This is a genomic window from Methanobrevibacter ruminantium M1 (assembly GCF_000024185.1).
In the GTDB taxonomy this organism is placed as follows: domain Archaea; phylum Methanobacteriota; class Methanobacteria; order Methanobacteriales; family Methanobacteriaceae; genus Methanobrevibacter; species Methanobrevibacter ruminantium.
Genome location: NC_013790.1, coordinates 2,016,568 through 2,037,500 on the forward strand (window position 1 = coordinate 2,016,568; position 20,933 = coordinate 2,037,500).

Sequence of the window (20,933 nt, forward strand, 5' to 3'; positions counted from 1 at the left end):
AATAAATTCTCAAATAAGCAAGTTAATTAATGACTCTTACGGCAAGAATAAGTAAGAATGTATATATTTATATTCAAAACAATATATAAACCTAACTATTTTTAGACTTAAAAATTGGGGATTTTTCAAAAGACATCGGATTTAGAATGAAAAAAATTCACAGAAAAGGGATTTAAAGAAAAAGGGCATAAAAAAAATCAAAACTTGATTTTAATAGAGAATAGTTAGATAGAAAAATAAAATTAAATAATTAAAGTTTAAAATTAGAAATCAAACTTAAAAATAAACATAAATTATTTAAAAAGTAAAATCTATACATATTAATAGTATAAAAAAATCTTTTAAGAAAAGGTGTTAAAATGCCAGAATCCCCAGAGCAATTAGCTATTGAAAAAGAAATTCAAATCCAAAAGGACAAGTTTTTAAACTTCTTTAATGGAGAGTTACCAGATACAATGGAACTTGAATTTGAGGGATTCTACAGAAGAGGTTTTTTTGTAAGCAAAAAAAGATATGCAGTAATTGAAAATGAGAAAATCATAGCAAAAGGTTTAGAGCTTGTAAGAAGAGATTGGGCACCAATAGCTAAAAAAACCCAAGAGGAAATATTGATGGCCATCCTAAAAGAGGGGGATGTTAAAAAGGCTGAAAAGATCATTAGCAAAGTCCTTAGGAAAATCAAATCAGGAGACATTGCAACTAAAGATCTAATCATACATACCCAAATCACTAAAAATCTTGATGACTATAAGCAAATAGGACCTCATGTGATTGCTGCGCGTGAAATTGAAGCACATGGAATTAAAGTAGGTAAAGGAACAATTGTACAATATATAATCAGTAAAGGAAAAGGTTCTATTAGCCAAAGGGCAGTCCCTTATGAATATAGTGAAGGAGTTGAATATGATAAAGAATATTATATTGAAAATCAACTGATTCCAGCAGTTTCAAGAATGATGGAACCTTTAGGATATGATAAAAATAGATTGAGAGAATTGGCATCAACCGAAAGACAGCAAAGTTTAGATGCATTCTTTTAGAAAATAATGTTAAAATACATTCTTTTAGAGACAAAAAAATTCAGATAGATTCTTTTAGAAAAAAACTTAATAATCCGATTTATAAAAATAAAAAAATAAATCTATAAATTAAAATTACAATAAATAATAAAACCAGGTGTAATAATGACTAAAGCTGTGTTCTTTGATATAGATGATACTCTTTTAGACACTTCTAGCTTTGCAGATCTTGCAAGACATGCGGCTATTGAAAGTATGTGCAACAACGGTTTACCTTTAGAACCTGATGAAGCATATGACCTATTAAAAGATATTATTAAAGAAAAAGGTTCAAACTATTCAAAACACTTTAACATATTGACAAAAGAAGTTTTAGGTAAGGAAGATCCTCTTTTAGTGGCAATCGGCATGACCACTTACCATAACGTTAAATTTGCACTTTTAAGACCATTCCCTAGAACAAGTGCCATTTTAATCTACTTAAAAAGTAACGGCTATAAATTAGGGGCAATAACAAATGGAATCACAATAAAACAATGGGAGAAACTTGTCAGATTAAATTTATATCATTTCTTTGACATTGTAATTACATCAGAGGAAGTGGGAGTTGAAAAGCCAGACCCTGAAATCTATCTTGAAGCATGCAGAAGAATGGCATGTGATGTTAAAAAAAGTGTTATGGTAGGGAATAAACTAGATATTGATTGTATGGGTGCAGTTAATGCTGGAATGAGTGCAATACTTGTAAATTCCACTTTAGATGAAGAGGAAAAAGAAAGAGTTAATAATGAAGACATTGATATAATAGTTTTAGACAGCATTTCCGATGTTGATACTGTTTTATAAGTTTATTTGAAAATAAACGATGAATATAAATTTATTAATTTATTTTAAATTATTTTAAAAACATTGCGGGTGATAAAATGGCGCAAATCAAATGCCCAGACTGTGGCAAAGAACAAGAAGATACAAATAAATTCTGTAAAAATTGTGGAGCTAATCTATCAAATGTAAAAGCAGAAGAAGTAAAATTAGACCTAGACGCTGCTCCAACTGAAGAGAAAATAGACTTAAACACTGCTCCAACTGAAGAAAAATTAGATACAGATGCTTCTGAAGTTAAAGAAACTCCTAAAGCTCCTGTGGAAAATAAAAAGATATGCAGCAAATGTGGACATGAATTGAATAATGAAAAGTTCTGTCCAAGATGCGGACAATCCACAGCATCCATAGTTCCATATGAAGCCAAGACTGAAAGCCAAGGTGAAAATAATGACAAAACCTGTCCATCCTGTGGAACTAAAGTAACTACAGAAAAGTTCTGTCCAAATTGCGGAAGTAAAATAGAAGAGAAAAAACCAGTTCAAACACAAAACGCTCCACAGAAATATTGTAGAAATTGTGGAAATCCGATTGATCCTAAAGCTGAAATATGTCCAAAATGTGGCGTAAGACAATTGACTGTTGTTAAAAAAGAACCTTTATTCTCTCTTATTCTATCACTTATATTCCCAGGCCTTGGGCAATTCTATAATAATCAAACTCATAAAGGAATCTTTTTAATTATTGGAGCAATCGTATCCATCGTTTTAACAATTTTTGTAATTGGAGTCTTATTATACATGCTTGTATGGCTTTACGGTATGTACGATGCATATAGCACTACAATTGCTTTAAATAATGGAGAGTATGTTGAAGATAAACTCTTCTAAATACTCTTTTTTAATTTAAATACTTTTTTTCAATCTTTATCCTATAAATCATCACTATTTTTTTATTTTTCGATAATAAACTTTTTTGAATGCTTTCACTCCTTTTAAAATTATAAATTCATTAATTTTATATTATTTAATCTTTTAATTATATGAAAATTATATGAACCATAAGTTAAATATTACTTAAAAAAAAAATTAATTTTTTAAAAGTGAACTATAATGAAAATCCCTTAATCGAGTTAAGTCAATGTTAAACAATGAATAAATTAAATTCCTTACTTTATAAAGCCATTATTAAAAAATAAGGTAAAATTAGTTAATAATAGATAAAAAATAGATAAATATAAATAAGAAGATATGTAAAGTATAGTAAATAATAGGTAAAACAGTAGTAAATAATAAGTAAATAATAAGTAAATAATAAGTAAATAATAAGCAAATTATAAGTAAATTATAAGTAAATTATAAGTAAATAATAGATAAATAATAGGTAAACTTGTAGTAAATAATAACTAAATTATAAATAAATAAGAAATAAACTATAGCAAAGTAATAATAAAGAAATAACAAAGATATAACAATCTTATAAGTAAATAATAACTAAGAATCAGTTATTTATTTATTATAGAACAAACAATACATAATATTATAAATAGTTTAATATAGTAAACCCATATTTAAAAAGTAAGCTTTAAATAAGTATTTTAAAAAGGGAAACTATAAAAATTTCAAAAATAAATTTTTTTATTTAAAGATTATAATAAGAGGTGATAATATGAGTGATTTTGAGGAAGTAATGACTGAATACATCAAAATCTCAAAACACCGCGAAAAAGTATTTAAAACATTGAAAGATGGTTCTAAAAAACCTAGTGACATTGCAAGAGAAACAAATTTAAACATCAACAGTGTTAGTTTATCTCTTAAACAGTTAACTGAAAAAGAATTGGTTTATTTATTAAATCCTGACGACAAGAAAGGACGTTTATATAAATTAACCGAAATAGGCGAAACAATAATCAAGGAATTTGATGAAAAAACCGAATAAAAACTGTGAAAAAATACTGTAAAGTTGAACTTAAAAAAAATAAGTAAAAAAAAACTCAAAGAATTTGAACTTAAAAAAATAAAAAAATAAAAAATAATCTAAGGATTATTATAATAAAAAAAAATAAAATTAAATTTCAATTTCTAAAGCTATAGGGCAGTGATCAGAACCCATCACTTCAGAGATAATGTAAGATGCTCTTACATTGTCTTTAAATTCTTCGTTTACGAAGAAGTAATCTAAACGCCACCCTACATTGCGTTCTCTCGCTCTAGTCCTATAACTCCACCATGTATATTTTTCTTTTTCATTTTCATGTAGCATTCTAAAGGTATCTACATAGCCATTGTCTAGAAATTTGCTTACCCATTCTCTTTCTATAGGAAGAAAACCTGATACATCCTCATTTTGCTTAGGTCTTGCAAGATCTATTTCCTTATGTGCAGTATTTAAGTCACCGCAGATAACAAGATTTTTTCCTTGGTCTCTTAAATCGTTAGCATAATCAAGAAATGCATCATAGAAGTCTAATTTATATTGCAATCTCTCTTCGTCGCGACCTCCATTAGGATAATAGATGTTTAAGAGAGTAAAGTCATCAAAATCCAATCTGATTAATCTTCCTTCAATATCAAATTTCTCAATTCCCATTCCATTAATAACTTCATTTGGCTCTATTGAAGTGTAAGTGGCCACTCCGCTATATCCTCCCCTTTCAGCTGAGTGGAAATAGCTGGTATAGCCTGGAACATTGATTAATTTTTTTGGTAACTGCTCTATTTTAGCTTTGGTTTCCTGTAAGTTTACAATATCTGCTTTCTCTTCATTAAACCAGTCTAGAAAGCCCTTTTTATGAATTGCTCTAATGCCATTTACATTCCATGAGATAAGTCTAATTTTTGTCATAAAAATCACATCTAACTAAAAGCATAAAATCAAAAAATAGATAAAAAATAAAAATCTAAAAAAATAGCCTATTCTCCAAAAGAATAGGCCAAAAGATAAAAATTACATTTTAATTAATTAGTTAAAAAAAATATTCCTAAAGAAACTTATTCAAAGTTAATGCCTTCTTCTAAGGAAGAAACTTATTCAAAGTTAATGCCTTCTTCTAAAGGAACTTCCCTTAACCAACTGATATCACTCTTATAAAGCATTCTAATATCAGATAAGTCATATCTAATCATAGCTAAACGTTCAATACCTAAACCAAATGCTAAGGCTGGAACTTTAACACCTAAAGGTTCTAAAACTTCAGGTCTAAACATTCCACATCCGCCAAGCTCTATCCAGCTTTCCTTCTCTTCCAAATAGATTTCACATTCAGTTGAAAGATAAGTGTAAGGGAAATATGCAGGTCTGAATCTAACTTCAAAGCCTAATTTCTTATAGAATTCCTTTAATGTTCCGAGGAGATTTTGATAATTGATTCCAGGAGCTGCAACCAATCCTTCCACTTGATGGAACTCAGGCAAATGCTTATAGTCAAAGGTTTCTCTTCTAAATACTCTGCCTACTGAAAACATTTTAATAGGAAGCTCCCAATTTGCTAGTGCTTGTGTAGAAATTCCAGTTGTATGGGTTCTAAGAACAGATTGGCGAGCAATATCTGCATCCCAATCATAATGCCAACCTTCAGAATTGGTATTTCCACCATCTTCATGGGTTTTAGCTACCCTTTCAACAAGGTCATCATCTGGCAAGTCGCAAGTCAATGGATTCTTTACATAAAATGTATCCTGCATCTCCCTTGCAGCGTGATCTTGAGGCTGGAACAATGAGTCGAAATTCCAAAATGCAGACTCCAAATATTCTCCTTTTGCTTCTGTAAAGCCAAGGTTAAGGAAGATTTCCCTAATTTCCTGAATGATTCTTCTTAATGGATGTTCCTTACCTGGGAAGAAAATAGGATATTCAGCATTAATATCATAAGGCCTGTATTTTAGTTTAGCCCAACTGCCGTCTTTCAATTGCTCATGAGTCAATTGGGTAGCCTCTTCAGTTAAGTCAAAGCCCTTATCTAAAATCTCATAAGCCAAGTCATTTAGCTGGAAGCTATGGGAAGTGGTTTTTTCACTTGCAATTAATTTTTTCCTATCTTTAAGTGCTGCTAAACCATTAGCCATATCTTCATCAAGTTCATCTTGAGATAAACTTCCCTTTTCATTTAAAAGATTAAGTAAAACTTCATCATCACCTAATTTATCTTTAGAAGATTCTCCAACTTCAGTGATAGTCACTACACCTTTGTTTATCTTAGCCCAGCCTTTACGAACTAACCAGCCAATTGCAATATTGATTTCCTTCTTTTCAAGACTGTCTATTTTAGCCAAATCTTTCATATGCAATTCTTTTTTCTCTTGAAGCTCATTAAGGATTCTTCTTTCAGGAAGACCGATTTCAGCATACTTCTTACCATATTTAGTTAAGCTGAACTTCTCTTCAACATCTTTTTTAACAGTGATGATTCCTTTGGAAGCGAGAATTCCTGCTGCGCTCATTACAGACTTAATGTTTAAGCCTGTATCTTGAGCTATCTCATCAGGACTAAGATCTTCGTTCTTTTCTAACTCTTTAAGTAATTTTTTTTCATAAATATGTAATTCATTAATGATTTTATCTATAACTTCACTCATCTAAACACCAGATGTGATTTTTATATTTTTATTAAATAAGCATTATTTTATAATATTATAATATATCTTTAATCTAATTAATAAAGATTTATGAAAAATAGCTCTAATAAAAAAAACTATCATTTATGAAAAGGAGTTTTTAATTAAGGAAATTCTTAATAAAAAAAGTTTTTTAAGAAAGAGAATAAATGATAAAAAAAATAGAAATAAAAAATAGAAATGAAAAATAGAAATGAAAAATAGAAATGAAAAATAGAAATGGCAAATAAAAATGGAAAATAAAAAAATAATAAAAAACGAAGCTTGAATAAAGAAAAAAAAGAATTAGAATTCTTTATCCAAATAGCTAATAAATATAGATGCTGCAGTTAAATCAGCAGTAGTGCCGGGATTATATTTATTTTCATAGAGATAGTCATCGAATTCTAAAAGCTTTTCTACAAAGTCATCATCATCTTTAAATTCTAAAAGCTCTTTTGCCTTTAGAGACACATCTTTAGCAACCTCATCACCATATTTTCTTGAAATGAGAGTGTCTGGAATCTCTGATAAAAGTGTCATGAAAGTGAGTACAGTAGCCTTATTGATTTTATCAACATCCTCACATGAATTGCAGAAACCAGTGAATGTCGGATAACCGATTTCAAAGGAAACAGGCATTTTAGAAGTAAGCTCAGATGCCAATCTATCCCAAGGAGCAGATATCTTTAAAACATCAAACATGGTTTGATTGTTTGCACGCAATTCATCCTTAGCCTTCTCGCTGGTTACATCAAACTCATCCTGATCCCCCATTCCTCCAGCATCAGCTAAATTAATTGCATCATATAAATCTACAGCATCTTCAACAGTAGTTGCATCCATCAATTTACCTACATTTTCTTGAATTTGGCTAAAATCATCACTTATTGAAGCAGCAGCTGCAATAGGAACACACATCATCATAATGCCCAGATTGGTATTATTTGCAATCCATTTATTTGTTTCAGCAACTGCCTCTAAAATATATTTGCCTAAATTTGCATCAGACAAATCATCAATGGATTGGGTGTGATTAGCCAATTCTCGAATGGTATCTCCAATAACAACTCCACTGATTATAAAGTCTTCAAAGACCATATCATCATAATTACGAGTCCTATGAACATTTCCAGGTTTTGGATAACCACTAACTTCTAACGCTGATGCAATTTGTGCCAATTTTGCTATTTGGTTTGCTTCCATAAGAATACCTCAAAATTAATAAAATTGAATACCTCAAATAAGAATGCCTCAAATATTGGAAAAAATATTATAAATGATCTAAAGCATATGGAGCGAAATTGCTAATAATCAAGTCTGCACCTGCTCTTTTAATGCATAATAAGGATTCCATAATAGAGTCTTCAGTCAAATAGCCATTTTCTATTCCTGCCATAATCATTGAAAATTCGCCACTTACATTATAAGTTACCAAAGGCAGATTAAATTCATCTTTTACTGTTTTAATAATGTCTAAATAAGGTAAAGCGGGTTTAACCATTAAAAAGTCAGTTCCTTCAGTAACATCAAGCTCTGCCTCACGAATAGCCTCACGAGCATTAGCTGGATCCATTTGATAGGATTTCCTATTTCCAACAGATGGAGAAGAGCATGCCGCTTCCCTAAATGGAGCATAAAAAGAAGAGGCGAACTTAACAGAATAAGACATAATCATTGTATTATAATATCCTGCCTCATCAAGAGCCTCTCTGATTGCTGCAACTCTACCATCCATCATATCAGAAGGAGCTACAATATCAGCACCAGCCTCTGCATGAGATACCGCAGTCTTTGCCAAGAACTTTAAGGATTCGTCATTTAATATTTCATATCCAAAATCAGTATCTTCATTTTCCTTCAATATTCCACAATGACCATGAGAAGTGTATTCACAAAGACAAACATCAGTTATAACAACTAAATCAGTTTCAGCCTTTAATTTGCGAACGGTCTTTTGAACTATTCCTGTTGGAGAATAAGCAGGGCTTGCGATTTCATCTTTTTCGCTATCACTTGGAATACCGAATATGATGATTGATCTTAATCCTTTAGCCTCCAATGTTTTTGCATATTCCACAGCACCATTTATAGAAAATCGGAATTCTCCAGGCATTGTAGAAATCTCTTCCTTTTCATCATCCTTTAAATCCTCTTTTACAAAGATTGGATAAATCAAATCCTCTTTATTTAATTTGGTTTCACGAACTATATCTCTTATTTTAGAGTTTTTTCTATATCTTCTCATTCTAGTATTTGGAAAATCCATATTATTCACTCACAAAACTTTAATAATTAAAATAATAATTTTAATTGACTGTTTAAGGAAATAATGATTTTAATAGATTTAAAAAAATAAAGTAAGATTTAAATGAAAAATATTAAAATCATAATTTTTAAAATAATAATTTAATTAAATATATGTCATTTAAAAATACTTAAAATTTATTAATTAAATTAGAATAATAATGATAAGAAAAAATACCTAAAACTTAAAAATTAAATTAGAACAATAATAAGAGATAAGAAAAAATACCTAAAACTTAATAATTGAATTAAAATAATAAATATAATGAGTAAAAAATATTTACATAGAAGAAATTTGAAAATAATTAAAGTGATACAATGACAAATACAATTGGAAAAATCTTTAGAATTACTAGTTTTGGTTCTAGTCATGGAAAAGCACTTGGAGCTATTGTAGACGGATGTCCAGCTAATCTAGAACTTAGTGAAGAAGATATACAAATTGAATTAAATAAACGCAGACCAGGAACCAGTGCTTTAACAACTGCAAGAAAAGAACAGGACCAAGTGGAAATATTATCAGGAGTATTTGAAGGAAAAACAGATGGAACTCCAATAACTGGAGTTGTATACAATACAAATCAAAAATCTAAAGATTATTCATCACTTAAGAACACTCCAAGACCAGGACATGGAGATTACTGCTGGATAGAAAGATACGGAAACTACGACTATAACGGAGGAGGTCGTGGAAGCGGTAGAATTACCATAGGCCATGTAATCGGCGGAGCTATAGCAAAAAAGCTTCTTAGTGCAAAAGGAATAAAAATAATCTCCCATGTTGTGCAAATCGGAGATATAAGAGCAAAGGAAGCAAATATTGAATCACTTGAAGAAAACATCACAAAGAATAATGTAAGATGTGGAGACCTTGAAGTGGCCAAGCTTATGGAAGATTTGATTTTATCTAAAAAGGAAGAAGGAAACTCTGTAGGGGGAGTTGTTGAAACAATTGCTTTAGGAGTTCCAGCAGGACTTGGAGAACCTGTTTTTGGAAAAATAGATGGAGATTTAGCAAAAGTCCTAATGAACATCAATGCTGTTAAAGGAGTGGAAATAGGGTTAGGATTTGGTGTTGCGACCAAAACAGCAAAAGAAATCAATGATGAATTCTATTACGAAAGAGATGATGTTAAAACTAAAACAAACAATTCTGGAGGAATTCTTGGAGGAATGACAAATGGAATGCCAATTGTATCAAGAATTGCAATTAAGCCTACTCCTTCAATTTCTCAAATTCAAGAAACCATTGATTTAAATAAAAAGGAAAACACTACAATTGAAATTAAAGGTAGACATGATCCATGCATCTGTCCAAGAGTTACTGCAGTGGCTGAATCAGCAACTGCAATAGTTTTAGCAGACCATATGATTCGTTCAGGATTTATCCATCCTACAAATTTAGAAAAAAGAGTTTAAGTTAAAATTAGATTAAAAATAAAAAAGATAATTGAAATAAAAAAAACTAAAACCTAAAAATAATAAAAAAAGTTTAAATAAAAAAAATAATAAGAAAAACAGAAAAAAACCTAAAAATAATAAAAAAAGTTTAAATAAAAATTAATTAAAAATTAAAAAAATAAGAAAAATATTATTTAGAGCTAAAAGAATTATTAGAATCATTATTATTATAATATTTCTTCTTATTTCTCATTTTATTTCTTTTATTTGATTTAACTTTAAAATTAGTTGAATAAACGTCTTCTTGTTTCATATGAGCTGCAAATCTGTCCTTAAGTCTTAACATACGAGACTTTTGAGGATATTTTTCATTAACATCCACCAACATTCCATCAAATGCAGCAAGAGTTCTAACACCTGTGTTCTTTGAAACCTTTATTGCCTGTTCAACCGGATTGGCAGCAATCATCTTAAATCCAAAATGAGTCATTATAGCTAATTTTGGCTTAACGTCACCAACCAAATTTATAAAGTCATCAGTACACATATGTCCCTTGATAGCATCATCATCATGTCTTAAAACGCTTCCTATCAATATATCTGCACCCTTATGATATTTCTTCAATTCCTCAAAATATCTTGTATCGGAAGTGTAGGAAACCTTTAAGTTATTTGCTTCCATCTGAAAGCCCACACCTGTAGGATCTCCATGAATGGTGTCAGTTCCCTTTATTGAAAAATCAGGGAAACGTTTGATTTTATTTGGAACCAAAATCAGATTCTTGGAATTGCTTCTATGGTAATTAGAAATTGCAGGACCCCAACGCTTATACTTTTCAAAAACAGACCTGCTCCCCATAATAATCCCATTATTCTTTGTCATTCCACGAGTCATCGCTTCAATAAGAATCTCTGCATCACCATAATGATCAGTGTGTGAATGGGAAATATAAATTCCATCAATTTTAGTTGGGTTTACACCAAATTGGTAAGACCTGACAAGGGCACCTGGACCTGGGTCGATATGATAATTCTTTCCACCGAAATTATCAAGCCTGAATCCCCCAGTCATTCTTTTTTGACTAATGGTGGTAAATCTTCCTCCACCAGAACCTAAAAATGTTATTTTCATATTAAGCACCTTAAATAAGGAATTTTAATACATCTCTTAATTTAAAAAACTTATTCAAGATGACATAAAATTATATCACATTTCAAATTAGCCTTATTCTTCTTAACGCATAAGACTTCGTCTTCAATTACTATCTCATCGCCCTTATCAAGACCTTCAGAGTCGTCCACAACCATTAAAACATTTTCACCAGGACCTGCAAGGACCTTCCAATTAACATCAAATGCCCTAACATCAGGATTTAACTTCACTTCAATTAAGGTATCATCAATTATAACGATTTCGCCAACGGATCCCTCTTCAATAATAGTTGAAGCCAATTTTATATTTTCATTCTGTTCCATCAACTGCTCTCTAAGTTGTGCCCTGAATTTAGCTAAAACTTTAACGTCCCTTTCAGCGACTTCATCTATATAATCTTGAACTTGGCTCTTTGCCAAATTATTTTTTTCAATTATCACATCATAATCCTTACCTACAGAAGGAGTGATTTCAGCAATGTCCTTTAGAATCTCTCCAAATATCTCTCCCATATATTTTAAACTGAAACTAGGCTTCCATCTTTCCTGAATCATTTTATTAGCTAATGATTTAGTAACTTTATTACCAAATACGATTATTGAAGAGACTCCTCTTTTAGAGTTTAATACATGAGAACCGGAAAGTTCAATGATTTTAAAACCATTGCTTGTACCATAAATTCTTTTCCTTTTAGTTTCCATTGTTCCTCTAGAGCTTACTTCACCAATAGCAACATTTTCAATGCTTTTTACTTTACATGCATTATCTGTAACTTTTAAATTAACATCTAACTCTTCAGCCCTAGCATATAATTCTTCATCATTATGAATTTCACCAGAGTAAATTTCTTGTTCTAAAATTTCACGTTGTTCTTTTAAACCGAAATAAGCAATTCTACGCTTATCCGCCGCCATTACACATCCTTTTTTTCCTACATAAGCAATAATTAAACTCATACTCTCACATCGCTTAATTTAGACACTTTATCTAATGTGCCTTTTTTTTAATTTATTTAATTGGTTTTTATTATCTAAATTTCAAAAAGCAATTATTTAATATTAAAAATGGATGAATCGATTCTTTTATTTTATTAACGAATGAAAAGTAATCCCTTAATCAGGAATAGAATCAAATCCCTAACCTTAACGATTAAAATAAATATCATCAACACTATCTTCACTCAAATCATCATCAGACAAATCAGAATCAATTCTTTTAAATTTTAAAAATGGAATAAAAAATTTAAACAGATAAATTTATTAAAAAGTATATAAATTTGCCTTTTTGAAAATTTATATTACTTTATATATTTGTAATTCAAATATATAAAATAAGGCTTTATAAAAACTAAACTTTTTGATTAAAGCAAGGATAATTAAATATATTAATAGAAAACAAAAAATAAGAATTATAAAAAGTAAAGAATAAAAATCATTTCTTTAAATATACTATTAAAATTATTTTGAATATAATTCCTATTTTAAATAATAAATAGGATAAAAAAAGACAATTATCTTATAAAAAACACAAGTGAAAAAATACCAAAGATATATTTTTCATTATTACTGTTCGGCAAATATAAAATTATATATATTGAAAAATACATAATAAATATAGTAATGTTTTGGAGGCATTAAAAATGGTAAAAATTAATGAAATTTACAGATGCAACCACTGCGGAAATATAATCGAAGGAATCGTTGAAGGTGCCGGAGAACTTGTATGCTGTGGAGAACCTATGGAACTCTTAGAACCTAGACAATTAGAGGAAGGTGGAGTAAAACACATCCCTGTAGTTACTAAAGAAGATGGAAAAATTGTAGTTAAAATGGGAGAAGTTGAACACCCTATGTTAGAAGAACACTACATTAACTTTGTCCAATTAACCATTGGAGATCAAGTCTTCCGTGCTAACTTAAAACCAGGAGAAGAACCAAAAGCAGTATTTGACATTAACGCTGAAATTGAAGACATAAAAGCAATCGAATATTGTAACATCCACGGCTTATGGCATGCATAAGCTATTTAATAAAATTTAAAATTTATATTTCTATTTTTTTTTTAGAAATCTCTACAATAAAATTACCTTGGATTGCCCTTTATCCAAGGTAATTTCCCCAAACTCATACATACACCAATATTTCTTAAATAAATTAACCAAAACCTATTTTTAATTTTCTAATGAAATTTGATTTCTCGCAATTTTTCATTTTTACTTATTATCCCTAGCAAAAATTTGAAATTTTGCTAAATTTTATTATATATGAAAATCATATTATTAATATTATAGAATATAATCAATAAATTCATTCATAAAAAATTTTAGATAAGTGATGAAAAAGATTGATTAAACATCTTAAAAAGCAAAAAATAGATAGAAATCTTTAAAATAAAATAAATAAAGATAAAAATCTTTAAAATGAGAAAATAAAAGATGAACAAAAGATAACATGAAAAAGAATATTTTTTTAATTGCAATAATACTAATTGCAGTTGTTGCAGTTAGTGGATGTATAAATAGCCCTATGGATAATATCAATAACAATATGAAGGAATTGAACACTGATATTACCGAAGGAGACACCGATTATAATTCTGCTATCAATTATATCAATAATAAGGACTTTATTAGTGGAACTGACAACATCCAAATTGCAAAAGACAAATTTAATGATGCTGATGAGAAGCTTTCAAATATTGAGCAATATAAATCTAGCCTAAACGAGAGCATTTATCTTGATTATTTATATTTGATTAAAGAGGAAGTTTCCATTAAAAGACAAGCCAGCGATGAACTTTATTTGGCTTTACAATATTATACAAACAATGATTTCAGCTCTGGAAATTCATATGCCCAATCAGCAAATTCATTAATGAATCAGGCTAAAGTTTTACAAGATGAAAGAAACCAAATTGTTGAAAACAATCCTGATCTATTTAAAAAAGCAGGAATAATCTGATATTTAAAAAAAAAGAAACAATCTGATTTATTAAGCACTGAAGAACATAAACTTAGAAAAATCAATACAAACTATTAAATATTAAATATAACTTAGACTTACAAAAATAATAAAAATATATGGAGAGGGGAAAATATGAAAGAAGCATGCCCTAAATGTAACGGAACTGGTTTAGTAGCAGTGGATACAAAGATATGCGATGCATGTGATGGAACAGGATATGAAGACACTTTTGAAATGAAAAACCATTTCAAAGGAGTTACCAGCAATGCAAGAGCAAAATTTGATTTGGATGCAGATCAAGACATTCCATGTGAAGTATGCAATGGAAAAGGTGTTGTGGATGTTTTTGAAGACTGTCCCTACTGTAAGGGAACAGGCCAAATCAACGTATGCAACAGCTGTGGAAAGGCAATTCCAGATGATAAGGATTACTGTGACGAATGCAATGAAAAGCAGCTTGAAGAAAAGATGAATAAAGTAAAGGAAAGACTGGAAAATCCTAAAAAGCTTAAAGTCGAGTCAGACATTGAAGGAAAGGAAATCGTATACGAATTAGACGGACTATGTGATATGAGTGACTTGGAAATCAATTCACTTTACAAAGGAAAAGTCACCCGTGTAGAAAGATACGGTGTTTTTGTAAGCCTTAACAATCAGGTTTGGGGATTGATGAGAACCAGCAACCCTCACAATAAGGTCGGAGACACCATCTTTGTTAGGATTTCACAGATTAAAGAGAGAAAACGTGAAGTTGATATGGTTCCGGCACATGTCTTTAAAGGAGAATATGTAGTCAAGAAACTATCCAAGAACATTGGAAGAACCAAAATCGAAACCCTTGATGAAAGCTCTCTTAAAAGCATTGTTAAAGTATACGGAGAAGTCATACAAATCCAACAGACATCAGGGCCAACCATCTTTACAATCACTGACGAGACTTCAATCACTTGGGCTGCTGCCTTTAATGAGCCTGGAGTTAGAATGTATCCTGAAATTGAAGTGGGAGACATTGTTGAGGTCATTGGAGAAGTCAATCAGCACAATGGAGAAATACAAATCGAATCTGAATCCATCTCCAAATTAGATAGTGATGAAGCTGAAGCAATGAAAGAATTGATTGACATTGCTTTAGATAAAAAAGCAGAACCTGATGATGTTGATTTCTTAATTGAAAGCCCTGTTCTTGAAAGATTAAAGCCAAAAATGAGAGAGGCTGCAAAAGTCATTAGAAGAGCAGTGCTGGATGGAAGATCCATACTTGTAAGGCACCATAACGATGCAGACGGAATCTGTTCAGGTGTGGCAATAGAAAAAGCAGTAATTCCATATTTAAAGGAAAACAATCCAGACAATGATGCAGAATACCACTACTTTAAAAGGTCTCCGAGCAAAGCCCCATTCTATGAATTGGAAGATGTTGTAAAGGACTTGTCCTTTGCACTTGAGGACCTTGACAGGCATGGGCAAAAACTGCCTCTTATTGTTCTTTTAGATAACGGGTCTACAGAAGAGGATATTGTTGCATTGATGCAAGCTAAAATATATGACATTGAAATCGTGGTTATTGACCACCACTCCCCAGGAAATCTAATTACAAAAACCTTAAGGAACGGAGAAACAGTCTCAGGAGATGTGGAATCTGCTCCAGAAGACATTATGGGAGGAACTGTAGCAGTTGACGAATATGTGGACACACATGTTAACCCATATCTTGTCGGAGGAGACTCGCAGATTACAGCAGGCGCATTGGCAACTGAAGTGGCTCATTTCATCAATCCAGAAATTGAAGACTTAATCAAGCACCTTCCAGGAATTGCAGCATTAGGTGACCATGCAGAATCAGATGAAGCAGAACAGTATGTGGAACTTGCAGCAAGTAAAGGCTACTCAAGAGACAGATTAAAGCAGATTGCTGAGTGCATTGACTTTGAAGCTTACTTCTTAAGATTCATGAACGGAAGAGGCATAATCGATACCATCTTAGGTGTTGACAATATTGACAAACATCCTAAAATGGTTGATGCATTGTATAAAGAGTATTTAAGACGTGTTGACACTCAAATGAAAGCAGCGTTGCCGAATATAAAAAGAGTGAAATTAGACAATGGCATCTACTTTAATGTTTTAGATGTTGAAAAATACGCACATAAGTTTACTTTCCCAGCACCAGGAAAAACCTGCGGATTTGTCCATGACAAGATTGTAAAGGAAATCGGCGATGACAAGCCTATCATCACATTAGGACATGGCCCAGACTTTGGTGTTTTAAGAGCAACAGACACAGTACACCAGCTCTTTGGATTTAATGTGAATAATATTGTAATCAGTCTTGCAGATAAGATACCTCAAGCAGGTATTGATGGAGGAGGCCACGAATGTGCAGGATCCATTAAATATATTGAGGGTCTTGGCAAACAGGTATTGACTGAACTTCTCAATGAAGTCAGTGAAATGACTGACAGTTCTAAGAATTAATTAGAACTTTTTATCAATTCTTTTTCTTTAATTATTTTTTTAATTTAAAAATGGAACTTTTAGTTCCTAACTTTTTTCTATTTTTTATCAAAGCCCACACTCTTATTTTGATTTTTTAAAATTAATTTTTATATTATTTTTACTAAAACTTTTCCATTACTTCAAATTATTTTAAAGATTAATTGTTTTATAATAAAGAAACAATTTATGATTATAAGAACTATTTTTGCATAAAAATGAAAAAGCAAATTATCACAAAAACACAAAAACACAAAAATGATTTTGCACAAAAAAATTTTTATGCAAAAATTCCTTGTTAAAATAATTAATTTCATTATTTATTTAAATTAAATTTTATTATAAAACTATTAATTTAATCAATCACATAATCAATTTAATTAAAATAATATTATAAATAATAAAATCTAAAAACTTGAATCTATATCAAGTTATTGAAAGAGAATAATTTATTAAATTTTCAACAAAGTAGAACAATTCAAAATAAAAATTAGAAAAAGTTCTTATAAATAGAAACAAAACATTGAAAAAGAATATGAGAAATATTGAAAATATCATAAAAAATGAAAAAATGAAAAAATACTAAAATAAGGAGATAAAATTAAAAAAATAAAAAAATAGTAAAAAAGGAAATAAAAATTAAAAAAAAATAAAAGAGCGATAATAATAAAAAAATATCAAGATATAAGTTATTCTTCTTGCTTTTCCTTATAATCCTTAATTGCTTCAGCTAAAGCATCAGCAGCTAAGTTGGAACAGTGCATCTTAATTGGCGGAAGACCATCTAAAGCATCTGCTACATCATTTCTAGTGATTTTTAAAGCTTCATCAACAGCCATTCCTTTTGCAATTTCAGTTATCATACTGCTTGTTGCAATTGCAGCACCACAGCCGAATGTTTTAAACTTAATATCCTGAATTACTTCATCATCATCAACATCTATATAGATTGTCATTAAATCTCCACAAGTAGGATTTCCAACAGTACCTTCACCACTTGCATTTTCAATTTCGCCAGAGTTTCTTGGATTTGCAAAATGATCCATAACTTTATCACTGTACATTCTATCACCTAACCTTTTAAATAGTTTATTTTATTATTTTCATAAATAATTATTAATATTTTTAGAACTAATGATCCACATCTGTAAATTTGGATTCATCCAATTCTAAGGATTCGTTTTTCTCATTGTCCCATAAAGGAGACATCTGTCTTAAGCTTCCAACCACATCTGCAATGGCATCTGATACAACTTCAACATCTTCGATTGAATTCTCTACTCCTAAGGATAATCTTAATGAGCCGTGAATTTCAGCATCCTCCAATCCAAGAGCGCTTAAAACATAAGATGCCTTTAGGTTTTTAGAAGAACAAGCAGAACCTGTTGCCCCATTAATTCCTTTCGCATCCAATCTTAGGATTAGCCCTTCACCTTCAATCGCTGCAAATCTGAAGCTTGCATTGTTAGGGAGTCTCTCCTCTCTATCACCATTCAAATATGCCTCTGGGACCTTATCCAATACCTCTCCTATAAGAAGGTCTCTGATTTCTTGAAGCTTTTCAATATTTGCATCCAAATTATTATAAGCAATCTCTGCAGCCTTACCGAATCCAACAATTCCTGGAACGTTTTCAGTACCTGATCTGAGATTGTTTTCTTGGCCTCCCCCATGAATCAAGGTTTCAATCCTTACTCCTTTTCTAATGAATAGCGCACCTACTCCCTTTGGACCATAAAGCTTATGGGAAGAGATGGATAATAAGTCAATATTTGCTTTTTTTACATCAACAGGGATTTTTCCAACAGATTGAACAGCATCCACATGGAAAGTGATGCCTTTTTCCTTTGCAATTCCACCGACCTCTTCAATAGGCTGGATAGTTCCAATTTCATTATTTGCATGCATTACTGAAATTAAGATGGTATCGTCTCTGATTGCTTCCTTTAAGTCTTCAATATCAAGAATACCATTTTCCTTAACTGGAAGATAAGTCACTTCAAAGCCTTTTGTTTCTAGGTATTCGCAGGTCCTAAGTACTGCAGGATGCTCGATTACTGTTGTAATGATATGCTTTCCTTTATCTTCCAATTTAAAGGCTATGCCCTTTATAGCCATATTGTCGGATTCAGTACCCCCACTTGTAAAGATGATTTCTCTTGTCTCAGCATTGATTAATTTAGCCACATTTTCACGTGCAGTTTCAACTGCTTTTTTTGCACTTCTACCTAATGAATAAAAGGCAGAAGGATTTCCGAATTCTTCCTTTAAGTAAGGAACCATTGCATTGAAAACTTCTTCTTTAACTGGAGAAGTTGCAGAATTGTCCATATAAATCATTTTAAACACTCCTAATCATAATAAATACTTTTTAATAAATTTAATTTTTTAAATGAAATTATTTTGATTTTTATTTTTAAAAAAATTCCAAATCATTGATTATTTTGAAATTTTAAAGTCATTTTAAAAAATATAACAATAGTTATATTTTTCCTATATAATAGTTAGTAAGTTTTAGTATATAAAGGTTAGTATAATAATATAGAATTATTGTATTTTAAAAAAAAAAATTGAAAGACTCCTGAAAATAGATCAGATAGAAAACATGAAAATAATTGAAAAAACCCCTGAAAATATATCAGATAGAAAACATGAAATATTTAAAATAATAAAGAAAAATAAAATAAAAAAGGTTAAAAAAAAAATTGGACAGTATAATGATAATAAATAATTTATATTCAAGTTAAGTTAAATTAAAATGAAATATTAAAAAATAAAAAAAAGGAGATTAAAAAATGAAAGAAATATTTTTTAATCATCACCGAATTTTTCACTTACTTTTGCTAATGCTTGATCTATATCAGCAATAATGTCGTCAACATCCTCTAAACCAATGGATAAACGGATTAAATCTTGAGTAACACCAGTGCTTTCCTGTTCTTCTGGAGTTAATTGCTGGTGAGTAGTGGAAGCCGGGTGGATAACCAAACTTTTAGCGTCTCCAATATTTGCAAGCAAGGATAATAATTCAACATTATCAATAAACTCCTTACCAGCTTCAAGACCTCCTTTAATACCGAAAGCAATGAGAGCACCGAATTTGTCACCTAAATATTTTTTAGCAGTTTCATGGCTTGGATGATGTTCAAGACCTGGATAGTTTACCCAACTGACTGCAGGATGATTATCCAAGAATTGAGCTACTTTTAAAGCATTTTCAGAATGTTTTTCCATTCTGATTGTTAAGGTTTCCAATCCTTGCAAGAATATGAAGCTATGAACTGGCGCAAGGGTTGCACCTAAATCCCTTAATAATCTTGCCCTGATACGTAAGGTATATGCAATGTTTCCAAGACCTGGGAAATCTCCGAATATTTCCCAATAGTTTATTCCATGGTAACTTGGATCTGGCTCAGATATTGTAGGGAACTTGCCGTTTCCCCAATTGAATTTTCCGCTGTCTACAATATATCCTCCTACTGCAGTACCATGTCCGCCTACAAACTTAGTTGCAGATGCTGCAATGACATCAGCACCATGTTCTAAAGGTCTTACAAGCCCTACTGCAGCGGTGTTATCGATGATTAAAGGAATGTCATGAGAATGTGCAATTTCAGCTAATCTTTCAAAGTCAGGAACATCCAACTTAGGGTTTCCTAATGATTCTGCATAAATTGCCTTGGTCTTATCGGTAATTGCAGCTTCAAAGGCATCATAATCCTGGGAATCTACAAAGATAACATTACGTGCCAAATCCTTGAAAGTGTAATCAAACAATTGGTATGTTCCACCATAAAGGTTGTTTGCAGATACGATCTCATCACCAGGCGGTGTAATGTTTAACAAAGCATAACTGATTGCAGCCAAACCACTTGCAGCAGAGATAGCGGAATTTCCTCCTTCAATAGCAGCGATTCTTGCTTCAAATGCATCTGAAGTAGGGTTAGTTAATCTGCTGTAGATTTGACCAAATTCCTGAAGTGCAAATCTGTTAGCTGCCTCATCCGTATTGCTGAATACATAAGACGAAGTCTGATAGATTGGAACGGCTCTTGCACCGGTTGCTGGGTCTGGTTCTTCTTGTCCTGCGTGTAATCCTAAAGTACTTAATCCATAATTTTTATTTGTCATAATATCACCTGTAATTAATTAGTAGTAAGAATGAATATTTATAACAATT

The 20,933-nt window shown here is 30.9% G+C and carries 18 protein-coding genes; 9 read left to right on the forward strand and 9 right to left on the reverse strand.

Going from position 1 to position 20,933, the window contains the following annotated elements; genetic code table 11:
• Nucleotides 1-359 precede the first annotated feature (359 nt).
• The 4 genes from MRU_RS07755 to MRU_RS07770 all read left to right on the forward strand — a co-directional run bounded on the left by MRU_RS07755 (nucleotide 360) and on the right by MRU_RS07770 (nucleotide 3,782).
• Nucleotides 360-1,040, forward strand: coding sequence for a DNA polymerase domain-containing protein (locus MRU_RS07755; RefSeq protein WP_012956352.1), 681 nt, complete (start codon nucleotides 360-362; stop codon nucleotides 1,038-1,040).
• Nucleotides 1,041-1,184: 144 nt separating this feature from the next.
• Nucleotides 1,185-1,865: a TIGR02253 family HAD-type hydrolase gene (locus tag MRU_RS07760; RefSeq protein ID WP_012956353.1), complete on the forward strand. Its 681-nt coding sequence runs from the start codon at nucleotides 1,185-1,187 to the stop codon at nucleotides 1,863-1,865.
• A gap of 77 nt (nucleotides 1,866-1,942) precedes the next feature.
• Entirely contained in the window at nucleotides 1,943-2,731 is a 789-nt protein-coding gene (locus tag MRU_RS07765; RefSeq protein WP_012956354.1) for a zinc-ribbon domain-containing protein, read from the forward strand.
• Between the two features lie 778 nt (nucleotides 2,732-3,509).
• A complete protein-coding gene (locus MRU_RS07770; protein ID WP_012956355.1) occupies nucleotides 3,510-3,782 on the forward strand; it encodes a winged helix-turn-helix domain-containing protein in 273 nt (90 codons plus the stop codon).
• A 129-nt stretch (nucleotides 3,783-3,911) separates the two neighbouring features.
• On the opposite strand, the gene MRU_RS07775 is transcribed toward MRU_RS07770, so the two are convergent.
• The 4 genes from MRU_RS07775 to hemB form a co-directional block, all read right to left on the reverse strand.
• A complete protein-coding gene (locus MRU_RS07775) occupies nucleotides 3,912-4,688 on the reverse strand; it encodes an exodeoxyribonuclease III (RefSeq protein WP_012956356.1) in 777 nt (258 codons plus the stop codon).
• 182 nt (nucleotides 4,689-4,870) lie between these two features.
• Nucleotides 4,871-6,418 carry a phenylalanine--tRNA ligase subunit alpha gene (pheS, locus tag MRU_RS07780; protein WP_012956357.1) on the reverse strand — a complete coding sequence of 516 codons (1,548 nt, stop codon included), beginning with the start codon at nucleotides 6,416-6,418 and terminating at the stop codon, nucleotides 4,871-4,873.
• 324 nt (nucleotides 6,419-6,742) lie between these two features.
• Nucleotides 6,743-7,642, reverse strand: coding sequence for a triphosphoribosyl-dephospho-CoA synthase (locus tag MRU_RS07785; protein WP_012956358.1), 900 nt, complete (start codon nucleotides 7,640-7,642; stop codon nucleotides 6,743-6,745).
• A gap of 67 nt (nucleotides 7,643-7,709) precedes the next feature.
• Nucleotides 7,710-8,705 carry a porphobilinogen synthase gene (hemB, locus tag MRU_RS07790; RefSeq protein WP_012956359.1) on the reverse strand — a complete coding sequence of 332 codons (996 nt, stop codon included), beginning with the start codon at nucleotides 8,703-8,705 and terminating at the stop codon, nucleotides 7,710-7,712.
• 356 nt (nucleotides 8,706-9,061) lie between these two features.
• Between hemB and aroC the strand changes: the two genes are divergently transcribed.
• On the forward strand, nucleotides 9,062-10,162 hold the full coding sequence (gene aroC / locus MRU_RS07795) for a chorismate synthase (RefSeq protein ID WP_012956360.1): 1,101 nt from the start codon (nucleotides 9,062-9,064) through the stop codon (nucleotides 10,160-10,162).
• A 172-nt stretch (nucleotides 10,163-10,334) separates the two neighbouring features.
• Here the strand turns inward: aroC and MRU_RS07800 are convergent, their stop codons facing one another.
• Nucleotides 10,335-11,276, reverse strand: a complete 942-nt coding sequence (locus MRU_RS07800) for an MBL fold metallo-hydrolase (protein WP_012956361.1) — start codon at nucleotides 11,274-11,276, stop codon at nucleotides 10,335-10,337.
• A gap of 50 nt (nucleotides 11,277-11,326) precedes the next feature.
• Nucleotides 11,327-12,253, reverse strand: coding sequence for a DUF2121 family protein (locus MRU_RS07805; protein ID WP_012956362.1), 927 nt, complete (start codon nucleotides 12,251-12,253; stop codon nucleotides 11,327-11,329).
• Between the two features lie 683 nt (nucleotides 12,254-12,936).
• On the opposite strand from MRU_RS07805, the gene MRU_RS07810 reads away from it, so the two are divergent.
• From MRU_RS07810 to MRU_RS07820, 3 genes are all read left to right on the forward strand, one after another.
• Nucleotides 12,937-13,317 (forward strand): desulfoferrodoxin, encoded by a 381-nt coding sequence (locus tag MRU_RS07810; protein WP_012956363.1) that lies wholly within the window; start codon nucleotides 12,937-12,939, stop codon nucleotides 13,315-13,317.
• A gap of 430 nt (nucleotides 13,318-13,747) precedes the next feature.
• Nucleotides 13,748-14,257 (forward strand): hypothetical protein, encoded by a 510-nt coding sequence (locus MRU_RS07815; protein ID WP_012956364.1) that lies wholly within the window; start codon nucleotides 13,748-13,750, stop codon nucleotides 14,255-14,257.
• Between the two features lie 135 nt (nucleotides 14,258-14,392).
• Nucleotides 14,393-16,735, forward strand: coding sequence for a DHH family phosphoesterase (locus MRU_RS07820; protein WP_012956365.1), 2,343 nt, complete (start codon nucleotides 14,393-14,395; stop codon nucleotides 16,733-16,735).
• Nucleotides 16,736-17,442: 707 nt separating this feature from the next.
• Here MRU_RS07820 and nifU read toward each other — a convergent pair.
• Together nifU and nifS are read right to left on the reverse strand one after the other, a co-directional pair.
• Nucleotides 17,443-17,817 (reverse strand): Fe-S cluster assembly scaffold protein NifU, encoded by a 375-nt coding sequence (gene nifU, locus MRU_RS07825; protein WP_012956366.1) that lies wholly within the window; start codon nucleotides 17,815-17,817, stop codon nucleotides 17,443-17,445.
• A gap of 67 nt (nucleotides 17,818-17,884) precedes the next feature.
• On the reverse strand, nucleotides 17,885-19,090 hold the full coding sequence (gene nifS, locus MRU_RS07830; protein WP_048812634.1) for a cysteine desulfurase NifS: 1,206 nt from the start codon (nucleotides 19,088-19,090) through the stop codon (nucleotides 17,885-17,887).
• Nucleotides 19,091-19,358: 268 nt separating this feature from the next.
• Between nifS and MRU_RS12180 the strand changes: the two genes are divergently transcribed.
• A complete protein-coding gene (locus tag MRU_RS12180; protein WP_265101232.1) occupies nucleotides 19,359-19,484 on the forward strand; it encodes a hypothetical protein in 126 nt (41 codons plus the stop codon).
• Between the two features lie 80 nt (nucleotides 19,485-19,564).
• Here MRU_RS12180 and MRU_RS07835 read toward each other — a convergent pair whose 3' ends face one another.
• A complete protein-coding gene (locus tag MRU_RS07835; protein WP_012956368.1) occupies nucleotides 19,565-20,884 on the reverse strand; it encodes an O-acetylhomoserine aminocarboxypropyltransferase/cysteine synthase family protein in 1,320 nt (439 codons plus the stop codon).
• Nucleotides 20,885-20,933 lie beyond the last annotated feature (49 nt).

Bases quoted from the DNA above. Each gene is read 5' to 3' on its own strand.
- MRU_RS07820 (WP_012956365.1), top strand. From the start codon at position 14,393: ATGAAAGAAGCATGCCCTAAATGTAACGGAACTGGTTTAGTAGCAGTG.
- nifU (WP_012956366.1), bottom strand. From the start codon at position 17,817: ATGTACAGTGATAAAGTTATGGATCATTTTGCAAATCCAAGAAACTCT.
- aroC (WP_012956360.1), top strand. From the start codon at position 9,062: ATGACAAATACAATTGGAAAAATCTTTAGAATTACTAGTTTTGGTTCT.
- MRU_RS07800 (WP_012956361.1), bottom strand. From the start codon at position 11,276: ATGAAAATAACATTTTTAGGTTCTGGTGGAGGAAGATTTACCACCATT.
- MRU_RS07785 (WP_012956358.1), bottom strand. From the start codon at position 7,642: ATGGAAGCAAACCAAATAGCAAAATTGGCACAAATTGCATCAGCGTTA.
- MRU_RS07765 (WP_012956354.1), top strand. From the start codon at position 1,943: ATGGCGCAAATCAAATGCCCAGACTGTGGCAAAGAACAAGAAGATACA.
- MRU_RS07815 (WP_012956364.1), top strand. From the start codon at position 13,748: ATGAAAAAGAATATTTTTTTAATTGCAATAATACTAATTGCAGTTGTT.
- MRU_RS07810 (WP_012956363.1), top strand. From the start codon at position 12,937: ATGGTAAAAATTAATGAAATTTACAGATGCAACCACTGCGGAAATATA.
- hemB (WP_012956359.1), bottom strand. From the start codon at position 8,705: ATGGATTTTCCAAATACTAGAATGAGAAGATATAGAAAAAACTCTAAA.
- MRU_RS12180 (WP_265101232.1), top strand. From the start codon at position 19,359: ATGAAAATAATTGAAAAAACCCCTGAAAATATATCAGATAGAAAACAT.
- MRU_RS07835 (WP_012956368.1), bottom strand. From the start codon at position 20,884: ATGACAAATAAAAATTATGGATTAAGTACTTTAGGATTACACGCAGGA.
- MRU_RS07775 (WP_012956356.1), bottom strand. From the start codon at position 4,688: ATGACAAAAATTAGACTTATCTCATGGAATGTAAATGGCATTAGAGCA.
- MRU_RS07770 (WP_012956355.1), top strand. From the start codon at position 3,510: ATGAGTGATTTTGAGGAAGTAATGACTGAATACATCAAAATCTCAAAA.
- MRU_RS07805 (WP_012956362.1), bottom strand. From the start codon at position 12,253: ATGAGTTTAATTATTGCTTATGTAGGAAAAAAAGGATGTGTAATGGCG.
- MRU_RS07760 (WP_012956353.1), top strand. From the start codon at position 1,185: ATGACTAAAGCTGTGTTCTTTGATATAGATGATACTCTTTTAGACACT.
- pheS (WP_012956357.1), bottom strand. From the start codon at position 6,418: ATGAGTGAAGTTATAGATAAAATCATTAATGAATTACATATTTATGAA.
- MRU_RS07755 (WP_012956352.1), top strand. From the start codon at position 360: ATGCCAGAATCCCCAGAGCAATTAGCTATTGAAAAAGAAATTCAAATC.